Genomic DNA, 16339 nt, shown 5'->3' with positions numbered 1-16339 from the left:
GAACGCCCGTGTTCGCCCGCACCACCACGCCCTGGCCCCTCATTGCCCTTTTCACGGCCGGGTACCTCGCCCCCTACCTCCTCCCGACCACCGTCGGCCGCCTCGACTCGGGGCTGCCGCTGTCCGCCACGCAGGCGGGTGCCGTCGGCAGTGCCCTGCTGCTGAGTTCGGCCGCGGCCGGCTTCCTGCTCGCCGCCCGCGTCGAACGGATCGGCGCCCGGACCCTGGCCCGGGCCGGCCTCGCACTGGCCGTCCTCGGCTACGGCACCGCCGCCCTCACCGACTCCGTCCCGGCCGTGGTCGTGGGCGCGATACTCGGCGGCTTCGGCTCCGGTACGGCCACCACGGTCGCCGCCACCGGAATCGCCGCCCAGCGCGACCCGCACCGCACGACCACGCTGGGTCTGCTCTGTGTCTCCGCGCTCGCCGGCGTCGTCTATCTGACGGTCCCGCACCTCGGCCCCGGACACGGTCTGCCGCTCGCGGCCATCGCGCTCACCGCGCTGGCCGTGTGGCCGCTGACCGGCCACCTGCCGGTCAGTACGGTCGCCCGCCGGGCCCCGCGCGCCAGGACTCCCCTGCCGCACCCCCGGGCCGGTGCCGTCCTCGCCGCCACCCTGCTCTGCTGGTCCCTCGCGCAGAACTCCCTGTGGGGTGTCAGCGGCCGGATCGGCCTCACCCAGGCCCACCTGTCCGAGGCGACGGTCGGCGCGATCTTCGCCGTCGCCCTGGGCACCGGGCTGTGCGGGGTCGTCGCGGCGGGCGCGCTCGGACCACGGCTCGGCCGCGCCCTGCCGATCGGTCTGGGCACGGTCCTCATCGCCGGCTGCATCACGCTCAGCGCCTCCGCGACCGACCTGACGACCTTCGCGACCGGCGAGATCGCCTGGAACACGCTCTACCCGATCGTCCTGTCGTACCTGCTCGGCCTCGCCGCCTCCCTCGACCCGCGCGGTCGCTGGGCGGTCCTCGTCGGCTCGGCGTCCTCGCTCGGCACGGCGGCCGGCCCGCTCACCGGCAGCCTGCTGTCCGCGCAGGCCGGTTTCCCGGCCATGGGCACGATCCTCGCCGTCGGCCTCCTGGCCGTCGCGCTCCCCATGACCGCGGTGGCCCTGCACACCGGCGGACGCACCCCCCTCACCGTCGCGGTACGCCGCCGGAGCGGCACCCCGGCCGTGGTGGTCGCCGCCTCGACCGGCACCCCCGCGGACGCCATCCCGGGAGCCGGCGTCCCCGGGCAGCCGGTCGTGGAGATCCCGATCGACACCCCGTCCGTCCCCGCCCAACGGGCCTACGACACGGCGGGCCCCCGGCAGGCGAGCGCCACACCGGGATCCGGAGCCGACTAGGGAGACGTTCCGAAAGCCCCGTACAACGCCCGCGGTGTCCGGTGCGTGCTCTCGGCGTGCCGGAGAAAAACCCTCGCGCTGGTTGTACGTGGGCTTTCGGCCGCTGCGCCAAGAGCGCGTGCCGGGCGCCGTGGGTGCTGTGCGGGGCTCTCGAAACGCCCCCTGGCCGCCGGGCCCGGTGCGGCGGGTCGTGCCGCGGTCGCGGGGCCCGGCACGCCGGTCTCCTCCGGCCCGACCGCCGGACGGGCCCTACGCGGGGAACTCGTACGCCTCGACCTCCGCGAGATACCGCGCCCGGCGCTCCTCGTCGTGCTCCAGGAAGGACGCGACGAAGGAGTTGCGGGCGAGTTCGCGCAGGCGGTCCTCGCCGAGGCCCAGCGCCGAGCGCACCGCGTCGAAGTTGTCGCCCGCGTAGCCGCCGAAGTAGGCCGGGTCGTCGGAGTTGACCGTGCACAGCAGCCCGGCCTCCAGCATCGCGGGCAGCGGGTGCTCGGCGAGGACGTCGACCGTGCGGAGGCGGACGTTGGAGAGGGGGCAGAGGGTCAGCGGGACACGGTCCCGGACGAGCCGCTCGACCAGCTCGGGGGACTCCACGCAGCGCAGCCCGTGGTCGATCCGCTCGACGCCGAGCACGTCCAGGGCCTCGGTGATGTACTCCGGCGGCCCCTCCTCACCGGCGTGCGCCACGCGGCGCAGACCGAGCGCGGCGGCGGCCTCGTAGACCTCGCGGAACTTCACCGGCGGATGCCCGACCTCAGCCGAGTCGAGGCCGATGCCGACGATCCGGTCGAGGTACGGCTTCGCCTCGTCCAGGGTCTCCAGCGCCGACGCGGCGGACTCGTCCCGCAGGAAGCACATGATCAGCTGCGTGGAGACGCCGTGGTCCGCCTCGCTCCGGGACAGCGCCCGCCACAGCCCCTCGACGACCGTCCCCATGCCGATCCCCCGCGCACTGTGGGCCTGCGGGTCGAAGAAGATCTCCGCGTGCCGCACGCCCTGCGCGGCGGCCCGCGCGAGGTAGGCGTCGGCCAGGTCCGCGAAGTCCTGCTCGGTGCGGAGCACGGCCATCAGCTCGTAGTACAGGTTCAGAAAGGACTGGAGATCCTCGAACCGGTACGCCTTGCGCAGCGTGTCGGTGTCGGCGTACGGCAGCTCGACGCCATTGCGGGCGGCCAGCTCGAAAGCAAGCTCCGGCTCCAGGGTGCCTTCGATGTGCAGGTGCAGTTCAGCTTTGGGGAGGGACATCGAAGCATGGTACGGGGGTTTCATCGACGCTTCGGAACCGGCACCCTCAGCAGATCGTGCGCCACGGTCAGCTCCCCCTCGAAGCCCGCGGCCCGCGCCTGCCGCTCGAACTCCTCCGGCTCGGAGTAGCGCTGACTGAAGTGGGTGAGCACGAGATGCCGTACGCCGGCGTCCCGCGCGACCCGGGCTGCCTGACCGGCCGTCAGGTGCCCGTGGTCGACCGCCAGTCGCTCGTCCTCGTCGAGGAAGGTCGACTCGATGACCAGCAGGTCGCAGTCCTCGGCCAGCGCGTACACGCCGTCGCAGAGCCGGGTGTCCATGACGAACGCGAACCGCTGCCCTCGCCGGATCTCGCTGACGTCGTCGAGCCGGACGCCGTCGAGTACGCCCTCCCGCTGGATCCGGCCCACGTCCGGGCCCTTGATGCCGTGCGCGGCGAGCCGGTCGGGCAGCATGCGGTGGCCGTCGGGTTCGGTGAGGCGATAGCCGTAGGACTCGACGGGGTGGGAGAGCTTGCGGGCGTCCAGGGTGTAGCCGCCGGCCTCGGCGATCACTGCGTCCGCGCTCACCGGCGCCTCGACGATCCCGACCGTCTCACGGTAGGCGGTGGCGTACCGCAGCCGGTCGAAGAAGCGCTGCCCGGACTTCGGGTAGTGGGCGGTGACCGGATGCGGGACCCGGTCCAGGTTGATGCGCTGGATGACTCCGGACAGACCCAGCGAGTGGTCGCCGTGGAAGTGCGTGACGCAGATCCGGTTCAGGTCGTGGGCGGCGACCCCGGCGCGCAGCAGCTGGCGCTGCGTGCCCTCCCCGGGGTCGAACAGGATGCCCTCGCCGTCCCAGCGCAGCAGATAGCCGTTGTGGTTGCGGTGCCGGGTCGGGACCTGGCTGGCGGTGCCGAGGACCACCAACTCACGTACGGACACGGGCGACTCACCCGGGGGGCCAGTGCAGGCCACGACCGCCGAGGACATGCGCGTGGGCGTGCCAGACGGTCTGGCCGGCGCCGCTGCCGGTGTTGAAGACGATCCGGTAGCTGTCCAGCTTCTCGTCGTCGGCGACGGACTGGCTCTCGCGCAGGACGTCGGCGGCGAGTTCCGGGGCGGCGGTCGCGAGGGCGGCGGCGTTCTCGTGGTGCGCCTTGGGGATCACCAGGACGTGGGTGGGCGCCTGGGGGTTGATGTCCCGGAACGCGACGGTCGTCTCCGTCTCACGGACGATCGTCGCCGGAATGCTCCCTGTGGCGATCTTGCAGAACAGGCAGTCGTCCTGCGGTTCCCCTGCCATGCGGTTCCCTCCGGGGTTCAGCGGATTGGTCGCGGGTGGGCATCGTATCGTCGCCGCGTGCGGGTGCGTCGTGGCTGGTCGCGCCCACGCGGCGGAGCCGCATGTCGATACGGCCCCGTGCCCCTCAGGCCGGCGAGCCGGGCGGTGTTTTCGCCGGAGCGGTCTCCAGCGCCTCCAACGCCAGCCGTACCGCCTCGTCCAGCTGGATGTCCCGTCCCGCCGCGTGGTCCTGCGGTCGCTGGACGACCTCCACGTCCGGGTCGACGCCGTGGTTCTCCACGCCCCACTCGTATCCCTCCAGCCAGAACGCGTACTTCGGCTGGGTGATCAGCGTCCCGTCGACGAGCCGGTACCGGCTGTCGATGCCGATCACCCCGCCCCACGTCCGGGTGCCGACGACGGGACCGATACCGAGCGCCTTGATCGCCGCGTTGACGATGTCCCCGTCGGACCCGGAGAACTCGTTGGCGACGGCGACGACCGGCCCGCGGGGCGCGTCGTGCGGGTAGCTGTAGGGCCGCATGCCGCGCGGCACGGCCCAGCCGACGATCCGCCGGGCGAGCTTCTCGACGACCAGCTGGGAGGTGTGTCCGCCGCGGTTCTCGCGGACGTCCACGACGAGCCCCTCGCGGGCCACCTCGACCCGCAGGTCGCGGTGGATCTGGGCCCAGCCGGGCGCCTGCATGTCCGGGACGTGCAGATAGCCGAGCCGCCCGCCGGACTTCTCGTGGACGTACGCCCGCCGGTCGGCGACCCACGCGTGGTAGCGCAGGGGTTCCTCGTCGGCCGTGGGGACGACCACCGCGTGCCGTACCTCGCCCCCGCCGGACGGCGAGATCGTCAGCTCGACCGGTTTGCCCGCCGTACCGACGAGCAGGGGGCCGGGCCCGGTCACCGGGTCGACCGGCAGGCCCGCGACGGCGACGATCGCGTCGCCGGCCCGGACCGCGACACCGGGTGCGGCGAGCGGGGAGCGGGCGTCAGGGTCGGAGGTCTCGGTGGGCAGGATGCGGTCGATGCGCCACTGGGCCGCGCCCTGGGGGCCGTCCTCGTGGCGGGAGATGTCCGCGCCGAGCAGTCCCTGCCGGGGCCCGCCGCCGTGGCCGCCGCGCGGGACGACGTAGGCGTGCGAGGTGCCGAGTTCGCCCTGCACCTCCCAGAGGAGGTCGACGAGGTCGTCGTGGGTGGCGACCCGGTCGAGGACGGGGCGGTAGCGGTCGAGGACGCCGGTCCAGTCGACGCCGTTCATGTCCGGGCGCCAGAAGTGGTCCCGCATGACGCGGCCCGTCTCCTCGTACATCTGCCGCCACTCGGCGGCCGGGTCGACGGTCTGCCGTACGCGGCTGAGGTCGACGGTGATGTTGGTGTCGCTGTCGTCGTCGTTCGAGGCGCGCCGGTCGCTGGGCACGACCTTCAGCCGACTGTCCGTCCACAGCAGGACCCGCTTGCCGTCGCCGCTCACCGCGAAGTGGTCGGCGTCGGCGGCGAGATGCTCGATGCGCTGCTGGGCGAGGTCGTAGCGCTCCAGCTCGGTGTGCGGGTCCGGGTCGTCCGGGGTGGCCCTGGAGGAGCCGAGGACACCGCGCACCGGATGCCGCAGCCACAGCACGCCGTCCTTGGCCGCGCGCAGGTTGGAGTAGCGGGCCGCCTCGACCGGGAACGCCACGATCCGGTCGGCGAGGCCGTCCAGGTCGATCCGGGTGGCGGGGGTGCCCTCGCTGTCGGGCGTCTCGTCCTTGTCGGGGGCGTCGAAGGGCCGGCCGTGCCGCTGCGGGCCGAACGGCGAGGGCGTGGTCGCGGCCAGCGTGATCAGGTGCGGGCGGTCGCCGACGACGAAGGCCAGGTCGAAGACGTGCTCGTCGTAGACCGGGTCGAAGGAACGGTTGGAGAGGAAGGCGAGGTGCTTGCCGTCGAGGGTGAACGCCGGGGCGTAGTCACGGAATCTGAGCGGGGTCGCCTCGGTGACGGACAGGTCGGTGGTGTTGGCCAGGCGCAGTTGGCGCAGCGGGCCGGGGCCGGGGTGCGACCAGGCGAGCCAGGCCGAGTCGGGCGAGAACACCAGCCCGGAGACGTCGCCCTCGTCGCTGCGGTCGATCTCGCGGACCTCGCCCGTCTCGCGTTCGACGAGCAGGACGCGGCCGTCGTGGGCGGCGACCGCGGCCCGGCTGCCGTCGGGGGCCATGGCGAGGGCCAGGACCCGGCCGAGCTGTCCGGCGGCGAGCCGGCGCGGGGTGCCGCCGGGGGCGTGGCCGGTGGCCGGCGCGAACTCCAGGGCGTCGTCGCCCTCGGCGTCCGTCACCCACACCACCCACTCCTCGCCCTCGGTGCGGAAGGTGCGAGGCAGCCGGGCCCGGACGCCGGGTTCGGCGGAGAGCGCGCGGGCCGGTCCGGCGCGGTGGGTCACCCAGTGCACGGCGCCGCGCACGGCGACCGCGCTGCCACGGGCGGTGTGGTCGGGGGCGGCGGAGCCGAACCAGCGGGCGGCGTTCACCGTGAACGGCTGCCGGTCGACGTGCTGCCCGCCGAGCCGCACGTCGAGCCGGCGCGGCTCGGCGCCGTCGAGGTCGTCGAGGATCCACAGTTCACCGGCGCAGGCGTACACGACCCGGGTGCCGTCACCGGCCGCGTGCCGGGCGTAGAAGCCGTCGAGCGGCGTGTGCCGCCGGAGGTCGGAGCCGTCGGCGAGGGAGGAGTACAGCGCGCCGACGCCCTCGTGGTCGGAGAGGAACGCGATCCGGTCCCCCGCCCACACGGGGTACTCGATGTTCCCGTCCAGGTCTTCGTGCAGCCGTACGAAGTCCCCCTGGCCGTCGGTGTCGATCCACAGCTTGCCCGCGGTGCCGCCCCGGTAGCGCTTCCACCAGGCGGCCTCGCGGCCCATCGGCGCGGACAGCAGAACCGTGCCCGGGCCGCCCTGGGCGACGTCGCCGACCGGGCCGTAGGGCAGGGTCGTGCCGGGGCCGCCGTCGAGCGGGATCGCCCGGGCCCAGCTGCGACGCAGGCTGGCCTGGCCGTGGGTGGTGACGGCGAGGACCTCGCCGCCGGCGGTCCAGCCGCGCACCTGGGTGCGTGAACTGCCCCAGTGGGTCAGGCGTTTGGCGGGGCCGCCGTCGACCGGGGCGACGTACACCTCGGGGGCGCCGTCGCGGGTGGAGGTCCAGGCGACGGTGGTGCCGTCGGGCGAGATCCGGGGGTGGGTGACCGGCACGTTGTCGGCGCTGGCCCGCCAGGCCCGGCCGCCGTCGAGGGGGGCGAGCCACACGTCGTCCTCGGCGGTGAAGGCGACCAACTCGCCCTGCAGGTGGGGGAAGCGGAGATACCCGGAGGCGGGCGCGGGGGGCGCGGTGGTCGCAGACTGTGTCACCCGATCACCCTATGCACCCGCGACGGGCGGGGACAGGGGTTTGGACCAGGTTTGGATCACACGCCCAACCCCCTCAGGCGGGAGCTCACTTGCCGTCGGGCCAGCACTGGGGCGCCTTCTGGCAGTAGACGGTCTTGGTGACCGTGACGGTGACCGTCGGGCCGGGCCCGCCGGGATCGTTCACCGGCGGGGTGGTCTCGGCGTTGCAGTTGCCGAGCCCCTGCACGTGGAACCACTGCTTTCCGTCGATCTTCACGGTGAGGTCGCCGCGCACACACGCCCCGCTGACCGCCCGTGTGATCCGGCCCGTGACGGTGATGTCCTGGCCGTCGTCGGTCTCGCCCACACAGTCGACCTCGGCCACGGCGTTCTCGGTGGCCGAGGGCGTCGAGCGACCGTCGCCGTACGAAGCCGTGCAGGTGAGCCAGCGTACGTTCGTGTTCCGCCGCTCCAGTTCCGCCGTGACGGTCTGGTCGGTGGTGTACGCCACGGTCGCGGAGTTGAGCCCGCTCGGATCACAGGCGACCGCCCCGCCCACCGCGAGCAAGGACAGCGCCGTCCCGGCCGCCGCACGCCGCACGCGCGGGCGGCGTCGCATCATCGTCAACGCCCCCATGCAGGGCAGCCTCCCACCGTCCCGCCCGTCGCGGTAGAGCGCATACGGCCACCCCGTGCGCCCCACGTCCACCGTGGGGGACGCGCGAGGACCACAGCCTCAGAAGGCTGGTCGTGGACGAGCGGACCGTCTACCTGTAGAACGTCCGCCACGGACACGGCGACGGCGAGCCCTGCCGCGAGACCCTCACCCTGCTCCGCGAGGGCGCCCCCGCCGGGACCGGCACCCGGATCGTGTTCCGGTCCGGCCCCGGACGCGACGCCCGCGGCGGCTGCCCCGGGCACTCGGGCGGGGTGGAGGACGACAGCGGCTACCTCGACCTGCACGAACCCGGCGTCGTCCGCGCCCCGGTCGACGAGGCGTCGAAGCGCGGGCCGCTCTCCCGGGACCGAGGCTCGGACGGCGGGTCGGACAGTGAGCTGGACGGCTGGGAACTGCTCCCGGCCGCGGTGGTCAGCCGCGCAGCAGCAGCCACTCCTGAAGCTCCACGAGGTTGCCCTCCGGGTCCTTGAGGTGGGCGACCCGCATCCGGTCCGTCATCGCCGCCGGGCCGTGCAGCAGGGTCGCCCCGCGGTCGGCGATCCGCTCGCAGCAGGCGTCCAGATCGTCGACGCGCAGCACCACCAGGGACCGGTGGCCGGTGGCCTCGTCGCCCAGCTCGCCGAGCACCTCGGCCATCATGGCCCGGTCCTGGAGGGCGATGCCCGCGGAGCCGACGGTGGGACTGAACTTCTCGTACGGTCCCTCGGTCGCCCCCGACTGGGGCTTGAGGTCGAGGACCTCGGCGTAGAAGCGGTAGCAGGCGGCGAAGTCGCCGACGAGCAGGCGTACTTGGGCGAGTTCCACGAGCCGTCCTTACGGTGTACGGGGTCAGGACCAGCGGCCGGAGCGGCCGAGGAGCAGAGCGGCCGCCGCGGTCCCGGCGGTCGAGGTACGCAGCACGGTCGGCCCGAGTCGGTAGGCCTTCGCGCCCGCCTCCTCGAACAGCGCCAACTCCTCGGGGGAGACCCCGCCTTCGGGGCCGACGACCAGGACGATCTCGCCCTCGGCGGGGAGTTCGGCGGTGGCGAGGGCCTCCTCGCCGCTCTCGTGCAGAACGGCGGCGAAGTCGGCCTTGGCGAGAAGTGCGGCGACCTGCTTGCCGGTTGCCGCGTCCGCGACCTCGGGGAAGCGGACCCGGCGGGACTGCTTGCCGGCCTCGCGGGCGGTGGCCCGCCACTTGCCGAGCGCCTTCAGCCCGCGGTCGCCCTTCCACTGCGTGATACAGCGGGAGGCGGCCCACGGCACGATCGCGTCGACACCGGTCTCGGTCATCGTCTCCACGGCGAGTTCACCCCGGTCACCCTTGGGGAGTGCCTGGACGACGGTGATGCGGGGGGACTCCGGGGGCTCCTCGGCGACGCCCGCCAACTGGACGACCAGCCGGTCCTTGCCCTCGGCGGCGACGACCTCGCCCTCGGCCCAGCGTCCGGCGCCGTCGGTGAGCACGACCCGCTCCCCGGCCCGCAGCCGCTTCACGGAGACGGCGTGCCGCCCCTCGGGGCCGTCGAGGACGTACCGACCGCCGCCGCCCGCGTCGAAGTGCTCGACGACGAACACCGGCGCGGTCATCGCGCGCCTCCCGATGACAACGCTGTCCTGGTCGCGGCGAGTTCGGCCGCCAGCACCTCCACCAGCTGCCCGGCGGGCAGTTCGCGGGCCATCCGGTGACCCTGCCCCGCCCACAGCGCCATGCCCTGCGCGTCACCGGCCTTGGCGGCGGCCTTGCGCAGCGGCGAGGTCAGGTGGTGGATCTCCGGGTAGGCGGCGGGCGCGTACGGGCCGTGCTCGCGCAGGAAGCGGTTGACCAGGCCGCGGGCCGGGCGGCCGGAGAAGGCGCGGGTCAACGCCGTACGGACGAAGAGGGGGTTGGTCAGCGCCTGCTTGTGCACGGCGTGCGCGCCGGATTCGGGGGTGGCGAGGAACGCCGTGCCGAGCTGGGCGGCGCTCGCGCCCGCGGCGAGCACGGCGGCGATCTGGCTGCCGCGCATGATGCCGCCGGCGGCGACGACCGGGATGCCCACGGTCTCGCGGATCTGCCCGATCAGGGACAGCAGGCCTATGCCGGAACCGTCGGTCTCCGGGATGTCACGGTGGGTGCCCTGGTGCCCGCCGGCCTCCACGCCCTGCGCGATCACCGCGTCGGCGCCCGCCCGCTCGATCGCGTAGGCCTCCTCGGCGGTGGTCGCGGTGACCAGGGTGAAGACGCCGGCCCGGCGCAGCGAGTCCAGGACGTCCGGGGTGGGCACGCCGAAGTGGAACGAGACCACCGGGACCGGGTTGTCGAGCAGGACGGCGAGCTTGGCCTCGTAGCCGTCGTCGCGTCCGCTCTCGGGGTCGCCCAGCTCGGTCTCGTACCAGGACGCCTCGCCGGCCAGCTGATGGGCGTAGACGTCGACGGCCGCCGGGTCCGCGTACTCCGGCTGCGGCATGAAGAGGTTCACGCCGAAGGGACGGGCCGTGAGGCTCCGCAACTGCTTGATCTCCTGGTACAGCCCGTCGGCCGTCTTGTACCCGGCAGCGAGGAACCCCAGCCCGCCGGCCTCGCACACGGCGGCGGCGAGCGTCGGTACGGAGACGCCGCCCGCCATGGGGGCCTGCACGATCGGGTGAAGGAAGAGATCGGTCAGTGCGGAGGACATGACGGCATGTTGTCACGTCCTCCGAACAAGTCCGAATCCGGCCGCCCCTTGCCACGAACCGCTACCCTCCAGCCCGTTCGGCGAGAAGCGGAGACCTGGGCCGACACCCTCCCAGCCCGCCCGGCGCCCGAGGACGAGACCCTTCCGGGGCCGAAGCGGGGACCTGGGCCGACACCCGCTCCCAGCCCGTCCGGCGTTTGAGGACAAGGCCTTTCGGGGCCGAAGCGAGAGTCTGGGGCGGCACCCGCTCCCAGCCCGTCCGGCGTTTGAGGACAAGGCCCTTTCGGGGCCGAAGCGGGGGTCTGGGGGCGGCAGCCCCCAGGGACGGGACGGGAAGGGGCGGCGGGGGCGAGAAGAAGCCCCCGCCGCCACACCCCCGTCAGCGACCGTTGAACGCGTCCTTCAGCCGCGAGAACAGCCCCTGCTGCCCGGGTTGAAACTGCCCGATGGGCCGCTCCTCACCCCGCAGCTTGGCGAACTCACGCAGCAACCGCTCCTGCTCCACATCAAGCTTCGTCGGCGTCTGGACCTCGACATGCACGATGAGGTCACCACGACCGCCACCCCGCAGATGCGTAACACCCCGGCCGTGCAACGGGATCGACTGGCCGGACTGGGTACCGGGCCGGATGTCGACCTCCTCCAGACCGTCCAGCGTCTCCAACGGCACCTTGGTACCGAGACAGGCCGCGGTCATCGGAATGGTGACCGTGCAGTGCAGGTCGTCACCCCGGCGCTGGAACATCGCGTGCGGCAACTCGTGGATCTCGACGTACAGATCACCGGCCGGACCGCCACCGGGCCCGACCTCGCCCTCGCCGGCGAGCTGGATCCGGGTGCCGTTGTCGACACCGGCGGGGATCTTCACGGTCAGCGTCCGCCGCGACCGGATCCGGCCGTCGCCCGCGCACTCCGGGCACGGAGTGGGGACCACGGTGCCGAAGCCCTGGCACTGCGGGCAGGGCCGCGAGGTCATGACCTGGCCCAGGAAGGACCGCGTCACCTGCGACACCTCGCCGCGACCGCGGCACATGTCACACGTCTGGGCCGAGGTCCCCGGCGCCGCGCCCTCACCACTGCACGTGGTGCAGACGATCGCGGTGTCGACCTGGATGTCCTTCGTCGTGCCGAAGGCAGCCTCGTCGAGCTCGATCTCCAGCCGGATCATCGCGTCCTGGCCGCGCCGGGTCCGCGAGCGCGGCCCCCGCTGGGACGCCGTACCGAAGAAGGCGTCCATGATGTCCGAGAAGTTCCCGAAGCCGCCGGCACCGAAGCCGCCCGCGCCTTGGCCGCCCGCCTGGGACAGGGGATCTCCGCCGAGGTCGTAGACCTGCTTCTTCTGCGGGTCCGACAACACCTCGTAGGCGGCGTTGATCTCCTTGAACCGCTCCTGGGTCTTCGGATCGGGGTTGACGTCCGGGTGCAGCTCGCGTGCGAGCCGCCGGAAGGCCTTCTTGATCTCTTCCTGCGACGCGTCGCGGCGCACGCCGAGAACGGCGTAGTAGTCCGTGGCCACTTACGACTCCGCCAGGATCTGTCCGACGTACCGTGCCACTGCGCGTACCGCTCCCATCGTTCCCGGGTAATCCATGCGGGTCGGTCCGACCACGCCGAGCTTGGCGACTGCCTCGCCGCCCGAACCGTAGCCGACCGACACCACTGAAGTGGAGTTGAGTCCCTCATAGGCGTTCTCGTGACCGATACGCACGGTCATGCCCGAATCCCCGGCCTCACCAAGGAGTTTGAGGAGCACGACCTGCTCCTCAAGGGCCTCCAGGACGGGCCGGATGGTGAGGGGAAAGTCATGTCCGAAGCGGGTGAGATTGGCGGTGCCGCCGATCATCAGCCGCTCCTCGTTCTCCTCGACGAGCGTCTCCAGCAGAGTGGAGAGCACCGTCGAGACCGTGCCGCGGTCCTCGATGTCGAAGCCCTCGGGGAGGTCTTCCAGCAGGTGCGGCACGTCGGCGAACCGGCGACCGGCGACCCGGCTGTTGAGCCGTGCCCGCAGATCGGCCAGCGAGGCCTCGCCGAACGGCGCCGGGCAGTCGACCATCCGCTGCTCGACCCGCCCGGTGTCCGTGATCAGGACGAGCATCACGCGCGCGGGGGCCAGCGACAGCAGCTCGACATGGCGCACCGTCGACCGTGTGAGCGACGGGTACTGCACGACGGCGACCTGCCGCGTCAGCTGCGCGAGCAGCCGTACGGTCCGCGCCACCACGTCGTCGAGATCGACCGCGCCGTCCAGGAAGTTCTGGATGGCGCGCCGCTCCGGTCCGGTCATCGGTTTGACGCCGGCCAGCTTGTCGACGAACAGCCGGTAGCCCTTGTCGGTCGGGATCCGCCCCGCGCTGGTGTGCGGCTGGGCGATGAACCCCTCGTCCTCCAGGGCCGCCATGTCGTTGCGCACGGTCGCCGGGGAGACCCCGAGATTGTGCCGCTCGGTGAGCGCCTTGGAACCGACCGGTTCCTCGGTGCCGACATAGTCCTGGACGATGGCGCGCAGCACCTGGAGCCTGCGTTCACTCAGCATCGCGCACACCTCCAGAAGTCGATCCCGTAGCGCCTCGCCTGGCACTCGTCACATCCGAGTGCCAGCACACCCGGAGCCAGTGTACGGCCGTGGGGTACGCCCGGGGCAAGGCCGGTCCCCCGCGAGGGCGCGCCGGGCGAGACCGTACCCGGCGAGGTCGTGCCCGGGGATGCTTCCCCGCTAGCGTCGCCGTATGACGGTGACTTGGGAAGAGTTGGGGTGGGAGCGGCTGGGCGCCGGGGTCGGCCGGTGCCGTCTTCCGCGGTGGGACTGCACGGTCGGGCTGGTCGTGGGCGCGGGTGGGGCGCTGCTGATCGACGCCGGGTCGAGTCTCGCGGAGGGCGTCCGGTTGCGGCGTCAGGCGGAGGCGCTCGCCGGTCGCCGTGTGCGTTTCCTCGCGCTCACGCACCCGCACTTCGACCACGTCTTCGGGGCGGCGGCCTTCGCGGGCGCGGAGGTGCTGACCGCGGCCGGCGCGGACGACGTGTTCCGGGAGCGGAGTGAGCACCTGTGCGCGGACGCGGTGCGCAACGGCCTCGACGCCGGGGCGGCGGAGTCGGCCGCGGACACCCTCGTACACCCCCGCCACCCGGTGCGGGGCAAGGTGGGTCTCGACCTGGACGGCGGCCCCTCGGTCCTGCTGGCGAACGTGGGCCCCGGGCACACCGGGCACGACCTCGTGGTCGTCGTACCGGGCGACCCGGCGGTCGTGTTCTGCGGCGACCTGGTCGAGGAGTCCGGGGAGCCCCAGGCGGGCCCCGACGCCGTACCGTCCCGTTGGCCCGCCGCCCTGGACCGGCTGCTCGACCTGGGCGGTGAGGACGCGCTGTACGTCCCCGGTCACGGAGCGGTGGTGGACGCGGCGTTCGTGCGGGCGCAGCGGGACGCGCTGGCCGGGCGTTTCGGCGTGTCGTGACCGGCCGGCGGCGTCTTCTCCTATCGTCGTCCGAATGCGCCCGTACTCTCCGGACCTCACCCCGCCGTGGAAGAAGTCCCAGCCCGCGCCGGAGGTCCCCGCGGACCCGGACCTGGTGGTCGAGGAGGCGGGGACCGGCTTCTGCGGCGCGGTGATCCGCTGCGAGGCCGGCACGGTCACCCTGGAGGACCGCTTCGGCAAGCACCGCGTCTTCCCCCTGGAGCCGCGCGGCTTCCTCCTGGAGGGCCGCGTGGTGACCCTGGTACGCCCCACCGGCCAGAGCCCGACCCGCCCCTCCCGTACGGCCTCCGGGTCGGTCGCCGTGCCCGGGGCACGCGCGCGCGTGGCCCGCGCCGGACGTATCTACGTCGAGGGGCGGCACGACGCCGAACTGGTCGAGAAGGTGTGGGGCGACGACCTGCGCATCGAGGGCGTGGTCGTGGAGTACCTGGAGGGCGTCGACGACCTCCCGTCGATCGTCGAGGAGTTCGCGCCGGGCCCCGACGCCCGGCTGGGCATCCTGGTGGACCACCTGGTGCCGGGCAGCAAGGAGTCCCGTATCGCCGCCGCGGTGACCAGCGAACACGCCCTGGTCGTCGGCCACCCCTACATCGACATCTGGGAGGCCGTGAAGCCCTCCGCCGTGGGCATCCGGTCCTGGCCCCGCGTCCCCCACGGCCAGGACTGGAAAACCGGCGTCTGCCGCGCCCTCGGCTGGCCGGACAACACCGGCGCGGTCTGGCAGGCCATCCTGAAGCGGGTCACCACCTACAAGGACCTGGAACCGGAACTCCTGGGCCGGGTGGAAGAACTGATCGACTTCGTCACCACACCACCCCCACCCGGCCGCCCCGGCGCCTGATCTTCCGACCGGCCGGGCGTCTCACCTTCCAGCCGGCCGGCGCCTCTCGGCCTGTCCGGCGTTTGAGGACGAGGCCCTTTCGGGGCCGAAGCGGGGGTCTGGGGGCGGCAGCCCCCAGGGACGGGACGGGAAGGGGCGGCGGGGGCGAATCAAACCCTCAGTCCACCAGATCCCGCACCACCGCGTCCGCCAGCAACCGCCCCCGCAGCGTCAACACCGCACGCCCCTCCCCGTACGGCCCCTCCTGAAGAAGCCCGTCGGACAGGGCCCGCCGAGAGGCCGAGAGCCCCTCCGGCTTCAGCAGCTCCAGCGGCACACCCTCCAGAAGCCGCAGCTCCAGCAGAATCCGCTCCACCCGCCGATCCTCCGCCGACAGCACCTCCCGCCCGGCCCCCGGCGACCGCCCACCCGCCAGCGCCGCCGCATACGCCCCCGGATGCTTCACGTTCCACCACCGCACGCCCCCCACGTGACTGTGCGCCCCCGGCCCGGCCCCCCACCAGTCGGCGCCCCGCCAGTACAGCTCGTTGTGGAGGCAGCGTCCCGCCTCCGAGGTGGCCCAGTTGGAGACCTCGTACCAGTCGAAGCCCGCCGCGGACAGCAGCTCCTCGGCGATCAGGTACCGGTCGGCGTGCACGTCGTCGTCGGTCATCGGGACCTCGCCCCGGCGGATCCGCCGGGCCAGCTGGGTGCCCTCCTCGACGATCAGGGCGTACGCCGAGACATGGTCGGGCCCGGCACCGAGAGCCGCCTCCAGGGTGGCCCTCCAGTCGTCGTCCGACTCGCCCGGGGTGCCGTAGATCAGATCGAGGTTGACGTGCGAGAACCCCGCCGCGCGCGCCTCCGCCACGCACGCCTCGGGGCGCCCCGGCGTGTGGGTGCGGTCCAGGATCTTCAGTACGTGCTGCTTCGCGCTCTGCATGCCGAAGGAGATCCGGTTGAAGCCGCCCCGGCGCAGGGTCGCCAGGTAGCTCGGGTCGACCGAATCGGGGTTCGCCTCCGTGGTGATCTCCGCGTCGGCGGCGAGGCCGAACTCGTCGCGGATCGCCCCCAGCATCCGTACGAGGTCCCCGGCGGCCAGCAGCGTGGGCGTGCCGCCGCCGACGAAGACCGTGCGGACCTCGCGCGGGTCGTCGCCGAGGACCTTGCGGGCCAGCCGGATCTCGTCGATCACGGTGTCCGCGTAGTTGTCGCGGGAGGCGAGGACCCCGCCGGTGCCGCGCAGCTCGGTGGCCGTGTAGGTGTTGAAGTCGCAGTAGCCGCAGCGGGTCGCGCAGTACGGAACGTGCAGGTAGAACCCGAGGGGGCGGTCGGCCGCCCCGGCGAGCGCGGGCGCGGGCAACGCGCCGTCGTCGGGGACGGGCTCGCCGTCGGGGAGTGCGGAAGGCATGCCCTCCATTGTCCAGCACCCACGGAGACCTCGGTCCGCCCGCCGGCGCACCCGTCACCACACCTGTCGGTACGGCCGTCAGCCCACCAGCCGGCA

The 16339-nt window shown here is 73.1% G+C and carries 14 protein-coding genes; 3 read left to right on the top strand and 11 right to left on the bottom strand.

Features of this window, described 5'->3' with window-relative positions; translation table 11 throughout:
• Positions 1–8 precede the first annotated feature (8 nt).
• Complete coding sequence (locus ACZ5VD_RS03360; protein WP_468680445.1) at positions 9–1349, top strand: MFS transporter; 1341 nt, start codon at positions 9–11, stop codon at positions 1347–1349.
• Between the two features lie 249 nt (positions 1350–1598).
• Here the strand turns inward: ACZ5VD_RS03360 and ACZ5VD_RS03355 are convergent, their stop codons facing one another.
• The 10 genes from ACZ5VD_RS03355 to hrcA all read right to left on the bottom strand — a co-directional run bounded on the left by ACZ5VD_RS03355 (position 1599) and on the right by hrcA (position 13075).
• Positions 1599–2594, bottom strand: a complete 996-nt coding sequence (locus ACZ5VD_RS03355; RefSeq protein ID WP_468680443.1) for an adenosine deaminase — start codon at positions 2592–2594, stop codon at positions 1599–1601.
• A gap of 20 nt (positions 2595–2614) precedes the next feature.
• Entirely contained in the window at positions 2615–3520 is a 906-nt protein-coding gene (locus ACZ5VD_RS03350; RefSeq protein ID WP_468552753.1) for a ribonuclease Z, read from the bottom strand.
• Positions 3521–3527: 7 nt separating this feature from the next.
• Complete coding sequence (locus tag ACZ5VD_RS03345) at positions 3528–3881, bottom strand: histidine triad nucleotide-binding protein (protein ID WP_468680441.1); 354 nt, start codon at positions 3879–3881, stop codon at positions 3528–3530.
• A 124-nt stretch (positions 3882–4005) separates the two neighbouring features.
• A complete protein-coding gene (locus ACZ5VD_RS03340; protein WP_468680439.1) occupies positions 4006–7245 on the bottom strand; it encodes a S41 family peptidase in 3240 nt (1079 codons plus the stop codon).
• An 85-nt stretch (positions 7246–7330) separates the two neighbouring features.
• Positions 7331–7861, bottom strand: a complete 531-nt coding sequence (locus ACZ5VD_RS03335; RefSeq protein ID WP_468552750.1) for a hypothetical protein — start codon at positions 7859–7861, stop codon at positions 7331–7333.
• Positions 7862–8314: 453 nt separating this feature from the next.
• Positions 8315–8707 carry a VOC family protein gene (locus ACZ5VD_RS03330; RefSeq protein ID WP_468552748.1) on the bottom strand — a complete coding sequence of 131 codons (393 nt, stop codon included), beginning with the start codon at positions 8705–8707 and terminating at the stop codon, positions 8315–8317.
• A 24-nt stretch (positions 8708–8731) separates the two neighbouring features.
• A complete protein-coding gene (locus tag ACZ5VD_RS03325) occupies positions 8732–9472 on the bottom strand; it encodes a 16S rRNA (uracil(1498)-N(3))-methyltransferase (protein ID WP_468680437.1) in 741 nt (246 codons plus the stop codon).
• Positions 9469–10542, bottom strand: coding sequence for a nitronate monooxygenase (locus ACZ5VD_RS03320; protein ID WP_468552746.1), 1074 nt, complete (start codon positions 10540–10542; stop codon positions 9469–9471). The genes ACZ5VD_RS03325 and ACZ5VD_RS03320 overlap by 4 nt, the downstream gene beginning before the upstream one ends.
• 379 nt (positions 10543–10921) lie before the next feature.
• Positions 10922–12058, bottom strand: a complete 1137-nt coding sequence (dnaJ, locus tag ACZ5VD_RS03315; protein WP_468552745.1) for a molecular chaperone DnaJ — start codon at positions 12056–12058, stop codon at positions 10922–10924.
• A complete protein-coding gene (hrcA, locus tag ACZ5VD_RS03310; RefSeq protein WP_468552744.1) occupies positions 12059–13075 on the bottom strand; it encodes a heat-inducible transcriptional repressor HrcA in 1017 nt (338 codons plus the stop codon).
• Between the two features lie 193 nt (positions 13076–13268).
• Between hrcA and ACZ5VD_RS03305 the strand changes: the two genes are divergently transcribed.
• Entirely contained in the window at positions 13269–13991 is a 723-nt protein-coding gene (locus tag ACZ5VD_RS03305; protein WP_468680434.1) for an MBL fold metallo-hydrolase, read from the top strand.
• Between the two features lie 34 nt (positions 13992–14025).
• The gene (locus ACZ5VD_RS03300; RefSeq protein WP_468552742.1) at positions 14026–14853 is read left to right on the top strand and encodes a DUF3097 domain-containing protein; all 828 of its coding nucleotides are present in this window, start codon (positions 14026–14028) and stop codon (positions 14851–14853) included.
• Positions 14854–15010: 157 nt separating this feature from the next.
• On the opposite strand, the gene hemW is transcribed toward ACZ5VD_RS03300, so the two are convergent.
• The gene (gene hemW, locus ACZ5VD_RS03295; protein ID WP_468680433.1) at positions 15011–16243 is read right to left on the bottom strand and encodes a radical SAM family heme chaperone HemW; all 1233 of its coding nucleotides are present in this window, start codon (positions 16241–16243) and stop codon (positions 15011–15013) included.
• Positions 16244–16339: the final 96 nt, after the last annotated feature.

The organism is Streptomyces sp. NPDC032822, assembly GCF_055578825.1.
This window is presented reverse-complemented; position numbering and strand designations above follow the sequence as displayed.